The sequence below is a fragment of the Fictibacillus gelatini DSM 15865 genome, assembly GCF_000430745.1.
Lineage (GTDB): Bacteria > Bacillota > Bacilli > Bacillales > Fictibacillaceae > Fictibacillus_A > Fictibacillus_A gelatini.
Map to the genome: position 1 here is coordinate 25,799 of NZ_AUMP01000001.1, position 16,377 is coordinate 42,175.

A 16,377-nucleotide genomic window follows, 5' to 3' on the forward strand; every position below is an offset into this window, starting at 1 on the left:
TTCTACTTCAATTATTCATTATAACACAGCCATTTTTAACTTAAAGAAAAAACAAGGAAGAAAAGGTTTCTTCCTTGTTGATTATTCTTCCAGTTCTCCAATTAGGAAGTTAGGATCTAAATCTTCAAAATCCTCATCTTCCACTTCATACTCCCAATCTTTTTCCTCTTCCGCTTCAACACAACCTTCTGGATTCACATAAACGCATACTTTCGTTTCACCAATAATTTCACAAATAAATTCACGTTCGACCTGTACAATAATTTTATTCCCGTTTGGCGAAATGGTCGCCTCTAATGTATTCGGTTGTTGAATGGCACGGGCAACTACCTCATAATCTTCCCCGACTGCATTTTCATCTTTTACAGAAAGTACAACGACATCTTTATATTTTACAGTGTCCGTTACAACTTCTGTTTTCGTATTGTTATGGTGAGAATACCATACGTTAATGTCATACTGTCCTTCCACTTCGACCGTATCATCGATTTTTTTCGCCTTATACTGATGATTAATAATCCAGCAACCTAATATGCTGGTAGGTTTGTGAGGCGGTGCAATCGTATGTGTCGCTTGAGAGAATTTTCGCCCTTTTCCACAAACAGCCTTACAAATAATCTCTCTGTAATTAAGACCATGATCTATGTTTGACATAGACTTAATCCCTCCTCTTCCAATCTTCATTTCATCCTATGCAGGGCAAATAATGATTGTGCCTAAAAAAGTGCATTTCATAAACTCATTACTACAGTTTATGTAATTGGATAAAATGGTGACCAATTTTTATAGAGGGATTACTATTTTTTTATTCAATATGTAAAAAAAGACGCATAAAGCGCCTTTTTAGCGTTCACAGCCATCGGTAGGACAGCTGCCGGGAAAAGTAGCCGATCCGGTCGTTCCTGCGAGGACATCCCCGCCAGTAGAAACAATAATTTCCTCTGTTACCGTATTTGTGATCGTATGAGAAACCATTTGCAAAATGTCGTTCACTTCAAGCTGGGATTGCTTAAATTCCTGGACAATCGGAATATCGTCAAGTTCCTTCATTAATTGATCAATTTTCGCTTCTGTTTCTTTTAACGCCTCATGTTTGCCATAATGCCTTAGATTAACGGCTTCTTTTTGCAAGTTTTTAATTTTGCCCATCAATGCGGCTACTTTTTTGTTTTCATTAATTTGCTCTTCCGCCCGTTTGAAAAAGGCAACCTCTTCTGTATTGGCAATCATCTTTGCAAGTTCTTCCGTTTTATCTAAAATCTCTTTTCTCGTATACGTCATCCGCCAATCACTCCTAGAGTTTCTTCAACCAATTCTCCATTTAACGTCCACGTTTTCGGATCTGTTATCTTCACTTTTACGATTTTTCCAATTAACGATTTTGGCCCTTTAAAGTTAACAAGTTTATTACCCGTCGTATGGCCGGAGAGAACATCAGGATTTTTTTTACTTTCGCCTTCAACAAGTACTTCAACGACTTTATCTTTGTAAGCAAGATTTTTTCGCAGTGAAATTTCATTTAATACATTGTTTAAGCGAGCAAGGCGATCCCGTTTTACTTCAAGCGGTACATTATCGTTCATTTTTGCCGCAGGTGTCCCTTCTCTAGGTGAATAGATAAACGTATAGGCAGAGTCGTATTCTACTTCTTTCACTAATGATAACGTATCCTGGAATTGCTCTTCTGTTTCATTTGGATAGCCAACGATAATATCCGTCGTTAAGACGACATTCGGAATCGCTTTTTTAATTTTACGGACGAGCTCAAGATAGTGCTCACGCGTGTATTTGCGAGCCATTATTTTCAAAATATCATTATTTCCGGACTGAACAGGCAAATGAATATGTTCGACAAGGTTTCCGCCTTTTGCGAGCACTTCGATCAGGCGATCATCAAAATCACGTGGATGGCTCGTTGTAAAACGGATTCTCGGAATATCGATTTTGCGGATTTCATCCATTAAGTCGCCAAGACCATACTCGATATCTTCCAAATCTTTGCCATATGCATTGACGTTTTGTCCGAGCAGGGTAATTTCTTGATAGCCCTGGGCTGCAAGATGGCGAACTTCCTGAATAATATCCTCCGGTCGGCGGCTTCGCTCTTTACCGCGCGTATATGGGACGATGCAATACGTACAAAACTTATCACAGCCGTACATAATGTTCACCCAAGCTTGAATATTTCCTTTTCGGACACGAGGAAGGTTCTCAACAATGTCTCCTTCCTTCGACCAGACTTCAACAACCATCTCTTTGGCGAGCATTGCTTCTTTAATGATTTGCGGCAGGCGATGGATGTTGTGTGTGCCGAAAATCATATCGACATGTTGATGTTTTTGTAAAATTTTATTAACGACCGATTCTTCTTGCGACATGCAGCCACACACGCCGAGAAGAATATCTGGCTTTTCAAGCTTTAACGGTTTCAAATGGCCAAGCTCGCCAAACACTTTATTTTCCGCATTTTCTCGAATAGCGCACGTATTTAAAAGGATGACGTCGGCACATTTAACATCGGTTGTCGGTTCATAGCCCATTTCGGTTAAAATACCCGCCATAACTTCCGTATCATGTTCATTCATTTGGCAGCCATATGTGCGAATATAAAACTTTTTCCCAGCACCGATTGATTTCATGTCTTCGGGAATGGAGAAGTCCTTTAAAAACTTCACTTCTTCTTTTCCGCGTTTTTTGGCATCTTTTAAAGATGGAGGCTGGTATGTCGTTTGAAAATATTGTGAGTAATCTTTCGTTTCATTTTTATTTATAACAGGAGTTGTTTTATCACTCATTGTCATACCTCCTTGCAAGTAACCTATTGTCAACTTTACTATTATAGCAGAAAATAGCTTGAAATAAAACAACCCTCCAGGACGGAGGGTTGTTTTACATAAATTCAGCAATGAGTTCGTTAAATTGCGCTTCCGAAATGGACAGATCGGCTGTCGCGAGTGCTTCTTTGCTGTATCCGTGTAGGAGATCTTGATAAGAAGGCTTCTCTTTATCTTGATAAATGATCCCTTTGACAAGCCCATTATGTTCCATTAAGGTTTGCATCGCCATCATCCGGTTGGAAGAATCATAGCCTTCTATCGTGCTAAGGCTCGTCAAATGCTCTTTAAACCAATCATACGTATTTACTTTGTTGTATGTGACGCATGGCGAGAACACATTGATTAAAGAAAATCCTTTATGTTTAATTCCTTCCTCAATTATGGAAGTCAGTTCTTTTAAATCGGTCGAAAAGCTCTGGGCAACGAATGTAGCACCGGCTGTTAATGCCAGTTCCATTACACCGATCGCTGGCTCGACGGAACCTTGCGGCGTGCTTTTCGTTTTAAAGCCAACTTCAGAACGAGGAGAGGTTTGCCCTTTTGTTAATCCATAAATCTGATTGTCCATGACAATATACGTAATATCGATATTTCGGCGAATCGCATGAACAGTATGGCCCATTCCGATTGCAAACCCGTCACCGTCACCGCCTGAAGCGATTACTGTCAAATCGCGGTTTGCCATTTTTACCCCCTGGGCGATCGGGAGCGCACGTCCATGAATTCCGTGAAGGCCATATGATTTAATATACCCGGAAATACGGCCTGAGCATCCAATTCCGGATATGACCGCTAAATTATCAGGTTCCAGACCGACATTTGCCGCCGCACGCTGGATGGCTGCTTGCACAGAGAAATCCCCACAACCAGGACACCAGTTAGGTTTCACATTATTACGGAAGTCTTTAAACGTTGCCAATTAGACCAGCTCCTTGCATTTGTTGAATACTTCTTGAGGCAAGAACGGGTTGCCGTCATACTTTGTAATGCTTGCCATTTTTTCATGCGAATTTAAATTCATTTTTAAAATGCTGGCAAGCTGACCTGTTGCGTTGTTTTCAATCACGATGACTTTTTTCGCGCGATCGACAAGCGGTTTCATTTCATCTACCGGGAACGGGTGGATTAAACGAATATGGGCATGATTGACTTTTAAGCCTTCCGCTTCTAAGCGAGGGATCACTTCTTCAATGACGCCCCTTGTCGAGTTGAATCCAACTAACAGGACATCCGCTTCTTCATGTGGAGCGTTTTTATAAACAGGCGTATTGAATTTGAGATTCGCCAATTTGCGAAGCCGCTTGTCCATTTGCGCCTGGCGGTTTGCAGCTACTTCAGACGGTTTTCCTGTCTCATCATGTTCAACACCCGTTACATGGTGGACGCCATTTTTCATTCCTGGAATCACACGAGGGGAAATGCCGCTCTCTGTTACTTCATACCGCTTAAAATAATTCCCTTCAAGGTCCGGGAGCTCTCGATTAATATCTAACGTCCCGCGGCGAATTTCAATTTTGCTATAATCAAACGGCTCAACGGTTTGTTTGCCTAAAGACAGCTGTAAATCTGATAAAAGAATAACCGGGCACTGGTATTCTTCGGCAATGTTTAATGCTTCAATGGCATCGTAAAAGGCTTCTTCGGCCGTACTTGGAGCCATAACAACTTTCGGGATTTCCCCATGTGTACCATAAATCATTTGCATCAAGTCGGATTGTTCCTGTTTTGTTGGAAGCCCCGTACTTGGACCTCCACGCTGTGTATCGACAACGACGAGCGGCGTTTCCGTCATGCCGGAAAGCCCGATCGATTCCATCATTAAAGAAAGGCCAGGACCTGCGGAAGATGTAATCGTGCGCACACCTGCATAGTTAGCGCCAATCGCCATCGTGCACGCCGCAATCTCATCTTCTGTTTGAATAACAGTCCCCCCGAATTTCGGCAGTTTTTTGATTAAATATTCCATAATTTCAGAAGCCGGGGTAATCGGGTAAGCAGCCATAAAACGAACACCGCCCGCGATAAATCCGAGAGATATCGCATCATTTCCGATCATAAACATGCGCTTTTTCCCATCCGCCTTGTTTAGCTTAAATCCTTCGATCGGACCTCCTGCGATTTCGTTAAAATATTCGGCGCCTTTTCGAATCGCTTCCATATTCTTTTCCACAACTTTTGCGCCTTTTCTTGAAAAGATCTCTTCAACTACTTCAGCATATCCTTCAGCAGGCAGACCTAAAACGGCGCTCGTTGCACCAATCGCAACCATGTTTTTCATTAAAGACGTTCCAAGTTCATTGGCGATTTCAGTAAAAGGAACGGCAAATAGTCTTACGTTTGCATCATCCGGAACGGTTGGATTGAATTTCGCATCCCCGATAACGATCCCGCCATCCCGCAATTCATGGACGTTCACATCAATCGTTTCCTGGTCAAATGCAACTAAAATGTCTAAATCATCAGAAATCGAACGCATCTCTTTCGTGCTTACACGAATTTTATTGTTCGTATGTCCCCCTTTAATACGCGAAGAAAAGTGACGATAACTATACAGGTAATAGCCTAACCGGTTTAATACGCTTGCAAAGATTTCTCCGGTGCTATCAATACCTTCACCCTGTTGTCCGCCAACTTTCCATGAAAGTTGATCAATCATGTCTCCACCCCTTTGATTCATTCAAACATTCGTTCATTTAAAAATTCCATATCATATTGTAAAAATCCTATTAAGAAAGGAAAAAAATACGTCTAAACGCCTTCAATTCTAGACCTAACTTTATAAAATTGCAAGTATTCTTTTATTCGGGAAGTTGGCGGGCAAAATGGTCGAAGCAAAATCCTTTTACTAACGTTTCATTATAGTGTTTCAAGAGTTCATTAATTAATTTCTCATATTTCCCGTAATGTTCAAGCTGGGCAGGTGTATCGGTAATGCCATCGAAATCCGAGCCGAATCCAATGTTCTTTTCCCCGCCTAAAGAACAAATATGCTCGATATGGCGCAGGACATCTGTCAGGCTCGCTTTTTGTTCACTTGCAAGAAATTTCGGCACAAAGGTAACGCCAATGATGGAGTCACGCTTGATTAAACTTTTGATTTGTTCATCGGTTAAGTTTCTTGGATGAGGACAGAGCTTTTTGCTATTTGAATGAGAAGCGATAACGTATTTCCCTTCCTCCATTACATCCCAGAATCCTTTTTCCGAAAGATGGGACACATCGGTCCACAATTTGAGCTCATTGTTCAGCCGGACAACTTCCTTCCCGAAAGTGGTGAGCCCGGCTCCTCTTTCCTCCATAATGCCGTCCGCAACCAGATTGGCATGGTTCCATGTCAATCCGATGCTCCTTACGCCAAGGCGATGCAAAATGCGCAGCTTCGATAAATCGTCCCCAATCGAGTCGCAGCCTTCAAGCGTCAAAAACGCGCCAATCTCGCCACTTTCGAGCGCCTCTATTTCTCGTTTTGATGTCACTAACTTCATTTCATCATACGCTTCAACAATTTTGGAGTAGAAAATATCAACCATTTGCAATGCGACATGAAACTTCTCAGGCCCGCTCACATGATCGGGGACAAAAATGGCAAAACATTGGACTTTTGCTCCGGTTTTTTTCAAATGGTCTAACGTAATATGTAAGGATTTCTCATTCTCAAAAGCGATCTGTGGGTTGAGCCACATTTTTAACAGGACATCGCAATGCGCATCAAATATCTTCATCTCCTTGCCCCCCCATACTTTGCCTTTACTCTTAGGATAACAGGTAGAATCTCTTCACGCCATTTTTCTGCACGGAAAAAGCCTGTTTACTCGAACTTGAAGTAAACAGGCAGCTAATTCACTATATTTTTCATTTAACGCGGTTCTACAATTAATTTAATGGCGGTACGTTCTTCCCCGTCAATCAAGATGTCGGTGAATGCAGGAATACAAATGAGGTCAACTCCACTCGGCGCTACAAACCCTCGTGCAATCGCTACTGCCTTAACGGCTTGGTTTAATGCACCGGCCCCAATCGCTTGAATTTCCGCGCCCCCGCGTTCACGGAGAACACCGGCAAGTGCACCAGCTACAGAGTTGGGGTTGGACTTTGCTGAAACTTTTAATATTTCCATTATTTTGTACCTCCTTAGAGATATTATACCAATTCTACTATATTCACTCTAAACGGCTCGTATTCCTGCCAACCGGATAAGAAACTCTATTTTTTATTCAAAAAATGGATGATCTTCATTAATGACGAATGGTTGGATGGAAACAGCGAGTCCGGTTTTATCATCGCAATCTATAATGACCCCACTTAACTGTTCCCTTCCGCTGGCCACTTCAAACCTCACCGGAAGGCTTGTTAAAAATTTTTTTAACACGGCATCGCGATCCATTCCAAGTATACCGTCATACGGCCCTGTCATCCCTACATCTGTCAAGTAGGCGGTTCCTTTAGGCAAAATGCGATGGTCGGCCGTTTGTACGTGCGTATGTGTTCCGACGACGGCCGATACTTTCCCGTCTAAAAACCATCCCATCGCCTGTTTTTCACTCGTCGCTTCCGCATGAAAATCAACAAAGATAAATGGCGTTCTTTTTTTAAGTTCAAAAACAAGCTGTTCTGCCTTTTCAAACGGGCAATCGAGCGGCGGCAAAAACGTCCGCCCCTGCAAATTAATAATGCCAATTTCAAGCTTGTTTACCTTGACGATCATCGCTCCTTTACCGGGAGTCCCTTTCGGAAAATTAGCGGGGCGAACCATTTGCGGGATGCTATCAATGATTTCAAAAATTTCTTTATTGTCCCAGGCATGGTTGCCAAGCGTTATTGCCTGTGCACCATCCTCAAGAAACCCTTTCGCTATTTTTTCCGTAATTCCTCGCCCGTGTGCGGCATTTTCACCATTGACAATGGTAACGGTCGGTTGATATTTCTTTTTCAGTTTTGGCAAATATGTATGGATCATCTTTCTTCCCGGTGCACCAACCACATCACCAACAAACAATATTCTCATGAAAATCTCCTTTTCTATCCTTCTTGCAACTACTAGCATTTCCTAAAATTTCTTATATAAAAACAAAATAAAGTGGTGACTGGACCACTTTATTTTGCGTACTCAACAGCTCTTGTTTCACGAATTACAGTTACTTTTATATGTCCCGGATAATCCAGTTCATTTTCGATTTTCTTCGTGATATCACGAGCTAAACGATATGAAGCTAAATCATCAACCATGTCAGGTTTGACCATAATACGAATTTCACGTCCGGCCTGGATTGCAAATGATTTTTCCACACCTTCGAATGATTCCGAGATTTCTTCCAATTTCTCCAAACGCCTGATGTATGTCTCGAGCGTTTCTCTTCTTGCGCCCGGTCTTGCAGCAGACAATGCATCAGCCGCTGCTACTAAAATTGCGATGATCGAAGTCGGCTCGGTATCTCCATGATGAGAGGCAATGGCATTGATGACAACAGGGTGTTCTTTATATTTTGTCGCTAGTTCGACACCAATGTCAACGTGGCTCCCTTCAACTTCATGGTCAATTGCCTTTCCGATATCATGAAGCAATCCTGCTCGTCTTGCTAAATGAACATCTTCCCCGATCTCCGCAGCCATTAAACCGGCAAGATACGCAACTTCCTTCGAGTGGTTTAATACATTTTGGCCATAGCTTGTTCGGTATTTTAAACGTCCTAAAATTTTAATTAAATCCGGATGCAAACCGTGAACGCCAACTTCAAATGTGGTCTGTTCACCAACTTCCCGAATGTATTCGTCCACTTCACGGCGAGATTTTTCAACCATTTCCTCGATTCTCGCAGGATGAATGCGGCCATCTTGAACCAATTTGTCCAGAGCCATGCGGGCGATTTCTCTTCGTATTGGATCGAATCCTGATAAAATAACCGCTTCAGGCGTATCGTCAATAATAAGATCGATACCTGTTAATGTTTCAAGTGTTCGAATGTTACGGCCTTCACGACCAATAATACGACCTTTCATTTCGTCATTTGGAAGGTTAACGACGGAAACGGTCGTTTCAGCAACGTGGTCAGCCGCGCATCGCTGAATGGCTAGAGAAAGGATTTCTTTCGCTTTCTTATCCGCTTCTTCCTTCGCGCGAGTTTCGATTTCCTTCACCATCATCGCCATTTCATGTGTCGTTTCTTTTTCCACTTCATTCATGATGATGACTTTTGCTTCCTCGCGTGTAAATCCGGAGATGCGTTCCAATTCTCTTTGCTGCTCGTTAAGCAGTTCCTCCACTTTGCTTTCCATCTCTTCAATTTGTCGTTGTTTTTTGGTGAGAGACTCCTCCCTCTTGTCCAATGTTTCTTCTTTTTTGTCAAGGGTTTCACTTTTTCTGTCGAGAATCTCTTCTTTTTGAACCAATCGTTGTTCTTGTTTTTGAAGCTCATTTCTGCGATCGCGAATGTCTCGCTCGGCTTCTGTTCTTTGTCTGTGAATTTCATCCTTCGCTTCTAGAAGGGCTTCTTTTTTGCTTGCTTCCGCTTCGCGTTTCGCTTCTTCAACGATTTGAGCAGCAGCAGTTTCCGCGCTCGAAATTTTCGCTTCAGCAATAGACTTTCTAACAAGATATCCGACAACTGCACCGACACCTAGTGAGACAAGCAAACTGGAGATGAATACGAAAATGTTGTCCATTTTTCCACCTCCTCTTGCTATCTACTTTTTTTACTGAGTCAAGAACGTCTTCGTGTAACAAAGTGTTGTGCACAAGTCTTGCCGTAAACATGTTAATGGTATATTTTTTAATTTCATAGGAAATCAAAATATAATTTTATTTTATAGTTGAAAAAATGCGTTGTCAAGAGTTGTCAAAACTATCATGATAGAACGTTCCCTAAAAAATAGCAAGCATTAAAATGGCCGAAGAGTCAAGCGACTCTTCGGCCTATCATTTATTCAGTTAACTCGAGTTGTTCTTCCTCCGTACCCGGTGTTTCAACAACTACTTCCGTGCCGAGCTGATGGTAGTTTCTGATCTGGGCAATGATTTCATCCGCGATTTCCGGATTTTCTTTCAAAAATTGCTTGGCGTTTTCACGGCCCTGGCCGAGTCGTTCTCCTTCAAACGAATACCACGCTCCGCTCTTTTGAACGATGTCGATCTCGGAGCCGATATCGAGAATTTCTCCTTCGCGGGAAATTCCTTCCCCGTACATAATGTCGACTTCCGCCTGTTTAAATGGAGGAGCCACCTTGTTTTTCACGACTTTAATCTTCGTCTTGTTACCAACCATATCCGTTCCTTGCTTCAATTGTTCGGCACGGCGCACTTCAAGTCTTACTGAGGAATAGAACTTCAAAGCTCGACCGCCGGGGGTTGTTTCTGGCCAACTCTATAGATTTACCATTTCTATAGTACGGACTATCTCTTCATCTCAATAATTTGAGAGCCTTGCACTTCCAACAGTAGCCTATCCTCTGTTGTACCCTACTCGGTTAGCCAAACGGCTCTTTTCGGTAGTCTCTACACCTTCCTCATCAAAATTAATGAGGCTTGGCACGGTATTACCCTAAAAATTGGAGGGCTTCACCGTTAGCAGTTTTTTAACTACACCCTTAGGCAATAAGGTTCACAAGGTTTTTTAACTTGCTATCGCTAGCAAGGGAAACCCAGAGTAAACTCCTTAATCTTCTTCTTTACATTATCAATATCTAATAACTCGTCTTCATAAACAACCAAGTATTTAATCTCGTCTCCAACTTCTTTTAACTTTCTGTGAGAGTTTTTCACAATATAATCAACTTGCCATTGTTCAATATTTTTATATACTCGATTGCCAACTTTAACCGCCATCTTTATCCCCTTAATTTAATTTCTAAAGATAGCAAATCTTGAGTTGTTAGATATTGTTTAACGATTAAGAAGCTTTGTGTTGATTTCCAAACATGATGCCCACTTTTTCCCTTATTTGGTTAATAAACACAGCGATCGTCTTTGATTTATTAATCGCACCGGACAGCTTGCGAAGGGCCTGAGACATTAGGCGAGCTTGAAGCCCGACATGGGAGTCTCCCATTTCACCTTCAATTTCCGCTTTCGGCACGAGTGCAGCGACAGAGTCGATGACAATGATGTCCACCGCTCCGCTGCGAACGAGCGCTTCGGCAATTTCAAGCGCCTGTTCACCCGTATCCGGCTGTGAAAGCAATAATTCATCAATATTGACCCCGAGCTTTTGCGCATAAACAGGATCGAGCGCATGTTCGGCATCGATAAACGCCGCTTGTCCACCATTTTTTTGCACTTCAGCAATAGCGTGAAGCGCTACGGTTGTTTTACCAGAAGATTCAGGCCCGTATACTTCTATAATCCGCCCGCGGGGATAGCCGCCGACGCCAAGCGCGATGTCAAGGGCCAATGAGCCGCTTGAAATCGTTGAAACACGCTGTTCCGCCTGCTCGCCAAGCTTCATGATAGAGCCTTTGCCAAATTGCTTTTCAATGTTCCGCAACGCTTGCTCTAATGCTGCTTTACGGTCACTCATGAAATCACTCCTTATATATTTAAAATTGTTGCGTTGACAAAAATTTAAGTATGTCTACACTCTTATCATAACTGTTTTTTCACCATTTGCCAATCATTTTCACGAACGTTTATTCGATTATTTTTTCATTCCTTTTACCGTTTGTAGCAAATAAAACAAACCGTTATAAACCGTTCTCTCTCTTACGCCTTGCCTGCTTCCAGAAAGAGTGAGCGAATGAACAACGCTATCTGCTTCTGTTGAGACTCCGATATAAACGGTCCCTGGCTCTTTTCCTTCGCTTTGTCCCGGACCTGCAACTCCGGTAAAACTAATGCCGATATTGGATGCAGTCATAGCCCGGACATTTTCAGCCATTACTCTCGCGCATGCCTCGCTTACCGCGCCATCACTGGCCAATAACTCCTGCGGTACGTGAAGAAGCTTGTTTTTCACTTCATTCGTGTAAGACACGACAGAACCGTTAAAACAAGCGGAGCTGCCTGGAACATCAGTTATGCTTTTGCCGAACATGCCACCCGTTAAACTTTCAGCCGCTGCGACCGTCAAGCTTTTTTCCTTTAATAAAGAAACTGCGGCATCCGCAAGTGTCATATCATTATAGCCATACAAAAATTGTCCGACGCGCTCCCTTATTTTTTCTTCCAGCAAATCAAGTTCTCGCGCCGCCATTTTTTGATCCGCAAATTTTGCCGTTAGCCTTAACGTTACATCATAATTGCCGGCAAGCGGAGCGATCGTCGGATTTTGTTGCTCGTCAATTAAATCTTCTAATTCCGCTTCAAGCAATGACTCGCCAATCCCGAAAAACCGCAAAACCCGTGAATGAATGATCTGCTTGTCAGGCAACTGCCTGAGCAAAAAAGAGCGTCCGTAATTGCTGAACATCGGCTCCATTTCTTTGGGCGGTCCCGGCAATAACATGTACGTCATCCCGTTATCATAAAGAGCCATTCCCGGCGCCATTCCGAAATCATTATCCAGTACCTCGGCTCCTTCGATGACGAGTGCCTGCTTCCGGTTATTTTCAGACATCACCCGGTTCGTTTTCCGGAAATACGCCTCGATGTTATCCATCGCCTTTTGATCATAAACGAGTTTTCTGCCGAGGCTTTTTGCAATCGTTTCCTTCGTTAAATCATCTTTTGTCGGTCCGAGTCCGCCGGTAAAAATAATAAGATTGGACCTGTCTTTCGCATTTTCAAACACGGCTTCGAGCCGTCCCGGATTATCCCCGACAACAGTATGGTAAAAAACATTGATGCCGAGTTCGGCCAACTGCTCAGAAATAAACTTCGCATTCGTATTGGCGATTTGACCGAGCAGAAGCTCACTTCCTACTGCGATTATTTCAGCATTCATAAACTGCCCCTCCTTATTTAAGCCGAAAAAAAACAGGAGATGAGCTCCTGTTTTCTCTTCTATTTTGATTTTAACATGACTTCTTTGTTTTTAATAAAATAATCCCATCCCGAATAAAGGGTAATAGCCGTCGCTATCCAGAGGCTGATTTGATCAAACGGGATCCCGATAAAAGCAAATGGGAAATTGTGCAAGAGAGTAACGCTGATCGCAATAATTTGAATCCACGTTTTCACTTTGCCGGCCTGGCTTGCTGCAATGACAACCCCTTCTGCTGCAGCGATCGTTCGAATGCCTGTGACCGCAAACTCACGGCTTATAATAATGATGACCATCCAGGCCGGGGTGAAACCGAGCTGTACGAGGGATATAAAAGCCGCAGTTACAAGCAATTTATCCGCAAGCGGATCAAGAAATTTCCCAAGGTTTGTTACTAGATTGAATTTTCTCGCGTAATAACCGTCAATCCAATCTGTACATGATGCCACAATGAAAATAAGCGCAGCAACAAAATGGGTTACTGGAAGCGACCATGAACCGATTGTTAAAGTTCCCCAATGAAAAGGCACGAGCAATACGATTAAAAAAATGGGAATGAGCATGACCCTGGAAATGGTTATTTTGTTCGGTAAATTCACTGTAATTCCTCCAATATAGGCCTTCTCTTGTACGTTATGGCTGTGTTGATTTCGTAAATTTAATAATAATATGTTGATGCATCATTGAACTCGGTTCAACCGGGTATGTGATCGGCTGACCGTTAATTTTCAGATCGGTCATATGGCTCTTGGCGATGTTAAAATCGACTTCTTTTTTATCGCTAAGATCACGTTTTACTTTATCGCCTTTTTTGATCGTCGTATTGACGATAAATGCCCCATCGCCTTTAATTCCGATGTAAGCATCGTCCCGCATCGTAACCTCAGCTTCGAATTGATCTGTATTTTTCAATTCATAGGTCGTTCGATTTCCGACGGTTGAAATCTTTGATAATGTCCCTTTTGGCTTATCCGCATCTTTTTTCGCTTTTTCCTTCTCCTTATTTACTTTCGCTGCTTCTTCTTCCTTTTGCTTCTTCAGGCGATCCGCTTCTTTTGCTTTTTTGTCTTTTTCCATTTCAATTCCCGTTTCCGGGTTTTTTTGCTCCACATGATCCGCTGCACTAAAATGTTGATATAACTTCCAAATGCCAAGAAACAGCGCAAGAACAACAACGACAATGACGACAGACGGAAGAAAACGAATGAAGGTCGCGTCTTTCGTTTCTACTTGCCTGGTTTTCTCCGAGCGAGGAGTATACTCGGTCACTTCCTTAACCGACTTTGGTAGATCGTTCTCATATTCTTCAAACACTTCTTCATAGTTTAAATGAACTGCTTCACAATAATTTTTAATAAATGCTCTGGCATAAAATGAACCGGGCAGCACATCGTACCGTCCTTCTTCAATTGCCTGCAAATACCGTTTTTGAATTTTCGTTATCGTTTGAAGTTCCTCTAATGAAAGTCCTTTTTCTTCCCGCTTCTGTTTTAAAAAGTTTCCTAAATCAGACAACCTTACCACCTACCACTGTAAAAAATCATTCAAATCCGGAAAAACCTTCATCTTCATCAATCACTTCATATGTAATTTCTTCATCCCGATCATTTCGAAGTTCAATAATATAATCAAAATCGTCCATCGTATATTCCGTTTGCATGACAAAAATATCAGGGTGTTCAACCACTTTCGTAGAAGGCAATCGCATCACTTCACGAATGAGTTGCCAGTGTCTTTCATTCGCACGTTTTGTAGACACAACCCCGTCTATAATATAAACATGGTCCGAACTATACTCATCATCTGCAAGAGTCGTCCTTACGGTTTGGCGCAAAAGAGTTGAAGAGACAAATACCCACCGTTTGTTCGCACAAACACTGGATGCAACAATGGATTCCGTTTTTCCCACTCTGGGCATTCCGCGAATGCCAATTAATTTATGGCCATCAACTTTATAAATTTCTGCCAGAAAGTCAACTAAAAGGCCAAGCTCATCGCGGATAAATCGGAACGTCTTTTTATCGTCCGCATCCCGTTCAATATAACGTCCATGCCGAACAGCTAAACGGTCTCTCAATTTCGGGACACGAAATTTCGTCACTGTAATATTATCCATGGATTGGAGAATGGATCCAAGACGTTCTATTTTTTCATGGGTGTCGCTGACAAGCAGCATGCCTCTCCGTTTATTATCAACACCGTTAATGGTTATTATGTTTATGCCAAGCATCCCTAATAGGGAAGAAATATCCCCCATTAATCCAGGCCGGTTTTTATGTATTTCATACTCCAAATACCATTCTTGCTTTTCCATTACTCATCTCCTTCTTTCATATAAGAAAAGCGCGGGGCGCCTCACCTCGCTCTTGCAAGCCCTGAGCTAGAAACACCCGCTTGCTATTCTTTTAAAATAGGGCGAAATCAGTTGTCAGACAAATGCTGTGTCCATCTATTAATTAATAATATATGATTTCAATTTATTATGAAAGAAAAAATAAAAGGATGTTAAGAATTTTTCTTAACATCCTCCGGGTCTTATTTTTGAACAAGTTTAACCATCATATTAGCAATAGCATGTTTTTCCTGATCATCAGCAACTTGCCATAATTCTTGAAGCACTTTTTCTTCCGGATTTTTCGGCTCCACATGTGAAGCAAGGTAACCGCCGATTTCAGTCGCTAAATTAGAAATAGAAGATTGATCCATTCCCTGGCTTTGTGCATGCTGCAAGCGGTTAGAAAGGAAATCTTTCCATTGGCCGAAATTATCTAATACAGACATGTTATTTCCTCCTTAAAATAGGGTACATCGATTAATATTTCAAGAAGAATGCCCAATTATTCATCATCCTGCAAATTAATTACGAATGCCAGCCACCACTCGCTGTAATGATATGGCCATTAACATAAGAAGACTGCTTGGTACAAAGAAAAGAGACAATATCCGCTATTTCTTCCGGCCTTCCAAGCCTGTTCATCGGAATTTCTTCTTTTATCAGCGACTTTTCTTCTTCGGTAAAAAGCGAAAGCATATTTGTGTCGACCGCGCCCGGTGCAATGCCATTTACGTAAATGCCACTCGGCGCCACCTCTTTTGCCAGCGCCTTGACAAATGTATTAAGGCCGCCTTTCACGGCTGAATAGACGACTTCACACGATGCGCCAGAGTGTCCCCAGATCGAAGAAATGATAATGATACGCCCGCTTTTTCGCGCAATCATTCCCGGCAATAAATGTTTCGTAATCGTGATCGGACTTGTAAAATTCACCTGGATCATTTTCTGAATATCTTCATCCAGCATTTCTGTAAATAGGCCGTAATAGCTTAAACCGCTATTGTGAACGATGCAATCGATCGGGTTGTAAATACCCGAAAGCAGGGAGGAAGCTCCCTCTTTCGTTGATAAATCAGCCTTGAGGCAAATAATTTCATTGTTATATGTATCCATTAATTTCTTTTGTAAGTTAAAAATGCGCTCATCCGCCGAATGGTAGTGCATGATTAAATGGTAACCAAGGTTCGCGAGCCGTTCACTAATTTTTGAGCCGATCCCCCCACTTGCACCGGTAATTAACGCCCACTTTTTCATTTGTCTCCCCCAATTAAAAACATCCCATGAATGGGATGTT

16 protein-coding genes and 2 pseudogenes are annotated in these 16,377 nt (G+C 42.2%); all 18 read right to left on the reverse strand.

All coding sequences use genetic code 11. The features are described 5' to 3' along the window. Nucleotides 1–81: 81 nt before the first annotated feature. On the reverse strand, nt 82–654 hold the full coding sequence (locus H538_RS0100155; protein WP_026675800.1) for an outer spore coat protein CotE: 573 nt from the start codon (nt 652–654) through the stop codon (nt 82–84). 189 nt (nt 655–843) lie between these two features. Then, a complete protein-coding gene (locus tag H538_RS22790; protein ID WP_051291162.1) occupies nt 844–1,281 on the reverse strand; it encodes a YlbF/YmcA family competence regulator in 438 nt (145 codons plus the stop codon). Continuing rightward, the gene (gene miaB, locus H538_RS0100165; RefSeq protein WP_035349707.1) at nt 1,278–2,801 is read right to left on the reverse strand and encodes a tRNA (N6-isopentenyl adenosine(37)-C2)-methylthiotransferase MiaB; all 1,524 of its coding nucleotides are present in this window, start codon (nt 2,799–2,801) and stop codon (nt 1,278–1,280) included. Before miaB ends, H538_RS22790 begins: the two co-directional genes overlap by 4 nt. A gap of 88 nt (nt 2,802–2,889) precedes the next feature. Further along, nucleotides 2,890–3,756: a 2-oxoacid:ferredoxin oxidoreductase subunit beta gene (locus H538_RS0100170; protein ID WP_026675802.1), complete on the reverse strand. Its 867-nt coding sequence runs from the start codon at nt 3,754–3,756 to the stop codon at nt 2,890–2,892. Next, the gene (locus H538_RS0100175) at nt 3,757–5,493 is read right to left on the reverse strand and encodes a 2-oxoacid:acceptor oxidoreductase subunit alpha (RefSeq protein WP_026675803.1); all 1,737 of its coding nucleotides are present in this window, start codon (nt 5,491–5,493) and stop codon (nt 3,757–3,759) included. It lies immediately after the preceding gene. 142 nt (nt 5,494–5,635) lie between these two features. Then, nucleotides 5,636–6,559, reverse strand: coding sequence for a dipeptidase (locus tag H538_RS0100180; RefSeq protein WP_026675804.1), 924 nt, complete (start codon nt 6,557–6,559; stop codon nt 5,636–5,638). A 134-nt stretch (nt 6,560–6,693) separates the two neighbouring features. Next, a complete protein-coding gene (gene spoVS / locus H538_RS0100185) occupies nt 6,694–6,954 on the reverse strand; it encodes a stage V sporulation protein SpoVS (protein WP_010193268.1) in 261 nt (86 codons plus the stop codon). A 93-nt stretch (nt 6,955–7,047) separates the two neighbouring features. Beyond that, nucleotides 7,048–7,842: a TIGR00282 family metallophosphoesterase gene (locus H538_RS0100190; RefSeq protein ID WP_026675805.1), complete on the reverse strand. Its 795-nt coding sequence runs from the start codon at nt 7,840–7,842 to the stop codon at nt 7,048–7,050. 89 nt (nt 7,843–7,931) lie between these two features. Next, entirely contained in the window at nt 7,932–9,497 is a 1,566-nt protein-coding gene (rny, locus tag H538_RS0100195; RefSeq protein ID WP_026675806.1) for a ribonuclease Y, read from the reverse strand. A gap of 257 nt (nt 9,498–9,754) precedes the next feature. Beyond that, a pseudogene (locus tag H538_RS22795) lies at nt 9,755–10,189 on the reverse strand (recombinase RecA family protein); the annotation flags it as partial. Nucleotides 10,190–10,458: 269 nt separating this feature from the next. After that, nucleotides 10,459–10,656 (reverse strand): hypothetical protein, encoded by a 198-nt coding sequence (locus tag H538_RS26540; protein WP_035349711.1) that lies wholly within the window; start codon nt 10,654–10,656, stop codon nt 10,459–10,461. 82 nt (nt 10,657–10,738) lie between these two features. Then, nucleotides 10,739–11,347, reverse strand: a pseudogene (gene recA, locus H538_RS22805) (recombinase RecA); the annotation flags it as partial. 117 nt (nt 11,348–11,464) lie between these two features. Continuing rightward, nucleotides 11,465–12,709, reverse strand: coding sequence for a competence/damage-inducible protein A (locus tag H538_RS0100210; protein ID WP_026675807.1), 1,245 nt, complete (start codon nt 12,707–12,709; stop codon nt 11,465–11,467). 59 nt (nt 12,710–12,768) lie between these two features. Further along, nucleotides 12,769–13,347, reverse strand: coding sequence for a CDP-diacylglycerol--glycerol-3-phosphate 3-phosphatidyltransferase (gene pgsA / locus H538_RS0100215; protein ID WP_026675808.1), 579 nt, complete (start codon nt 13,345–13,347; stop codon nt 12,769–12,771). Nucleotides 13,348–13,381: 34 nt separating this feature from the next. Beyond that, nucleotides 13,382–14,263: a helix-turn-helix domain-containing protein gene (locus H538_RS0100220; protein WP_026675809.1), complete on the reverse strand. Its 882-nt coding sequence runs from the start codon at nt 14,261–14,263 to the stop codon at nt 13,382–13,384. 25 nt (nt 14,264–14,288) lie between these two features. Further along, the gene (locus H538_RS0100225; RefSeq protein WP_026675810.1) at nt 14,289–15,062 is read right to left on the reverse strand and encodes a DUF3388 domain-containing protein; all 774 of its coding nucleotides are present in this window, start codon (nt 15,060–15,062) and stop codon (nt 14,289–14,291) included. 221 nt (nt 15,063–15,283) lie between these two features. Beyond that, nucleotides 15,284–15,529 carry a DUF3243 domain-containing protein gene (locus H538_RS0100230; RefSeq protein WP_026675811.1) on the reverse strand — a complete coding sequence of 82 codons (246 nt, stop codon included), beginning with the start codon at nt 15,527–15,529 and terminating at the stop codon, nt 15,284–15,286. 79 nt (nt 15,530–15,608) lie between these two features. Beyond that, nucleotides 15,609–16,337, reverse strand: coding sequence for an elongation factor P 5-aminopentanone reductase (gene ymfI, locus H538_RS0100235; protein ID WP_026675812.1), 729 nt, complete (start codon nt 16,335–16,337; stop codon nt 15,609–15,611). Between the last annotated feature and the right edge of the window lie 40 nt (nt 16,338–16,377).

Coding starts and splice junctions, on each gene's coding strand:
- H538_RS0100155 (WP_026675800.1), bottom strand. CDS start 654: ATGTCAAACATAGATCATGGTCTTAATTACAGAGAGATTATTTGTAAG.
- H538_RS22790 (WP_051291162.1), bottom strand. CDS start 1,281: ATGACGTATACGAGAAAAGAGATTTTAGATAAAACGGAAGAACTTGCA.
- miaB (WP_035349707.1), bottom strand. CDS start 2,801: ATGACAATGAGTGATAAAACAACTCCTGTTATAAATAAAAATGAAACG.
- H538_RS0100175 (WP_026675803.1), bottom strand. CDS start 5,493: ATGATTGATCAACTTTCATGGAAAGTTGGCGGACAACAGGGTGAAGGT.
- H538_RS0100180 (WP_026675804.1), bottom strand. CDS start 6,559: ATGAAGATATTTGATGCGCATTGCGATGTCCTGTTAAAAATGTGGCTC.
- spoVS (WP_010193268.1), bottom strand. CDS start 6,954: ATGGAAATATTAAAAGTTTCAGCAAAGTCCAACCCCAACTCTGTAGCT.
- H538_RS0100190 (WP_026675805.1), bottom strand. CDS start 7,842: ATGAGAATATTGTTTGTTGGTGATGTGGTTGGTGCACCGGGAAGAAAG.
- rny (WP_026675806.1), bottom strand. CDS start 9,497: ATGGACAACATTTTCGTATTCATCTCCAGTTTGCTTGTCTCACTAGGT.
- H538_RS26540 (WP_035349711.1), bottom strand. CDS start 10,656: ATGGCGGTTAAAGTTGGCAATCGAGTATATAAAAATATTGAACAATGG.
- H538_RS0100210 (WP_026675807.1), bottom strand. CDS start 12,709: ATGAATGCTGAAATAATCGCAGTAGGAAGTGAGCTTCTGCTCGGTCAA.
- H538_RS0100225 (WP_026675810.1), bottom strand. CDS start 15,062: ATGGAAAAGCAAGAATGGTATTTGGAGTATGAAATACATAAAAACCGG.
- H538_RS0100230 (WP_026675811.1), bottom strand. CDS start 15,529: ATGTCTGTATTAGATAATTTCGGCCAATGGAAAGATTTCCTTTCTAAC.
- ymfI (WP_026675812.1), bottom strand. CDS start 16,337: ATGAAAAAGTGGGCGTTAATTACCGGTGCAAGTGGGGGGATCGGCTCA.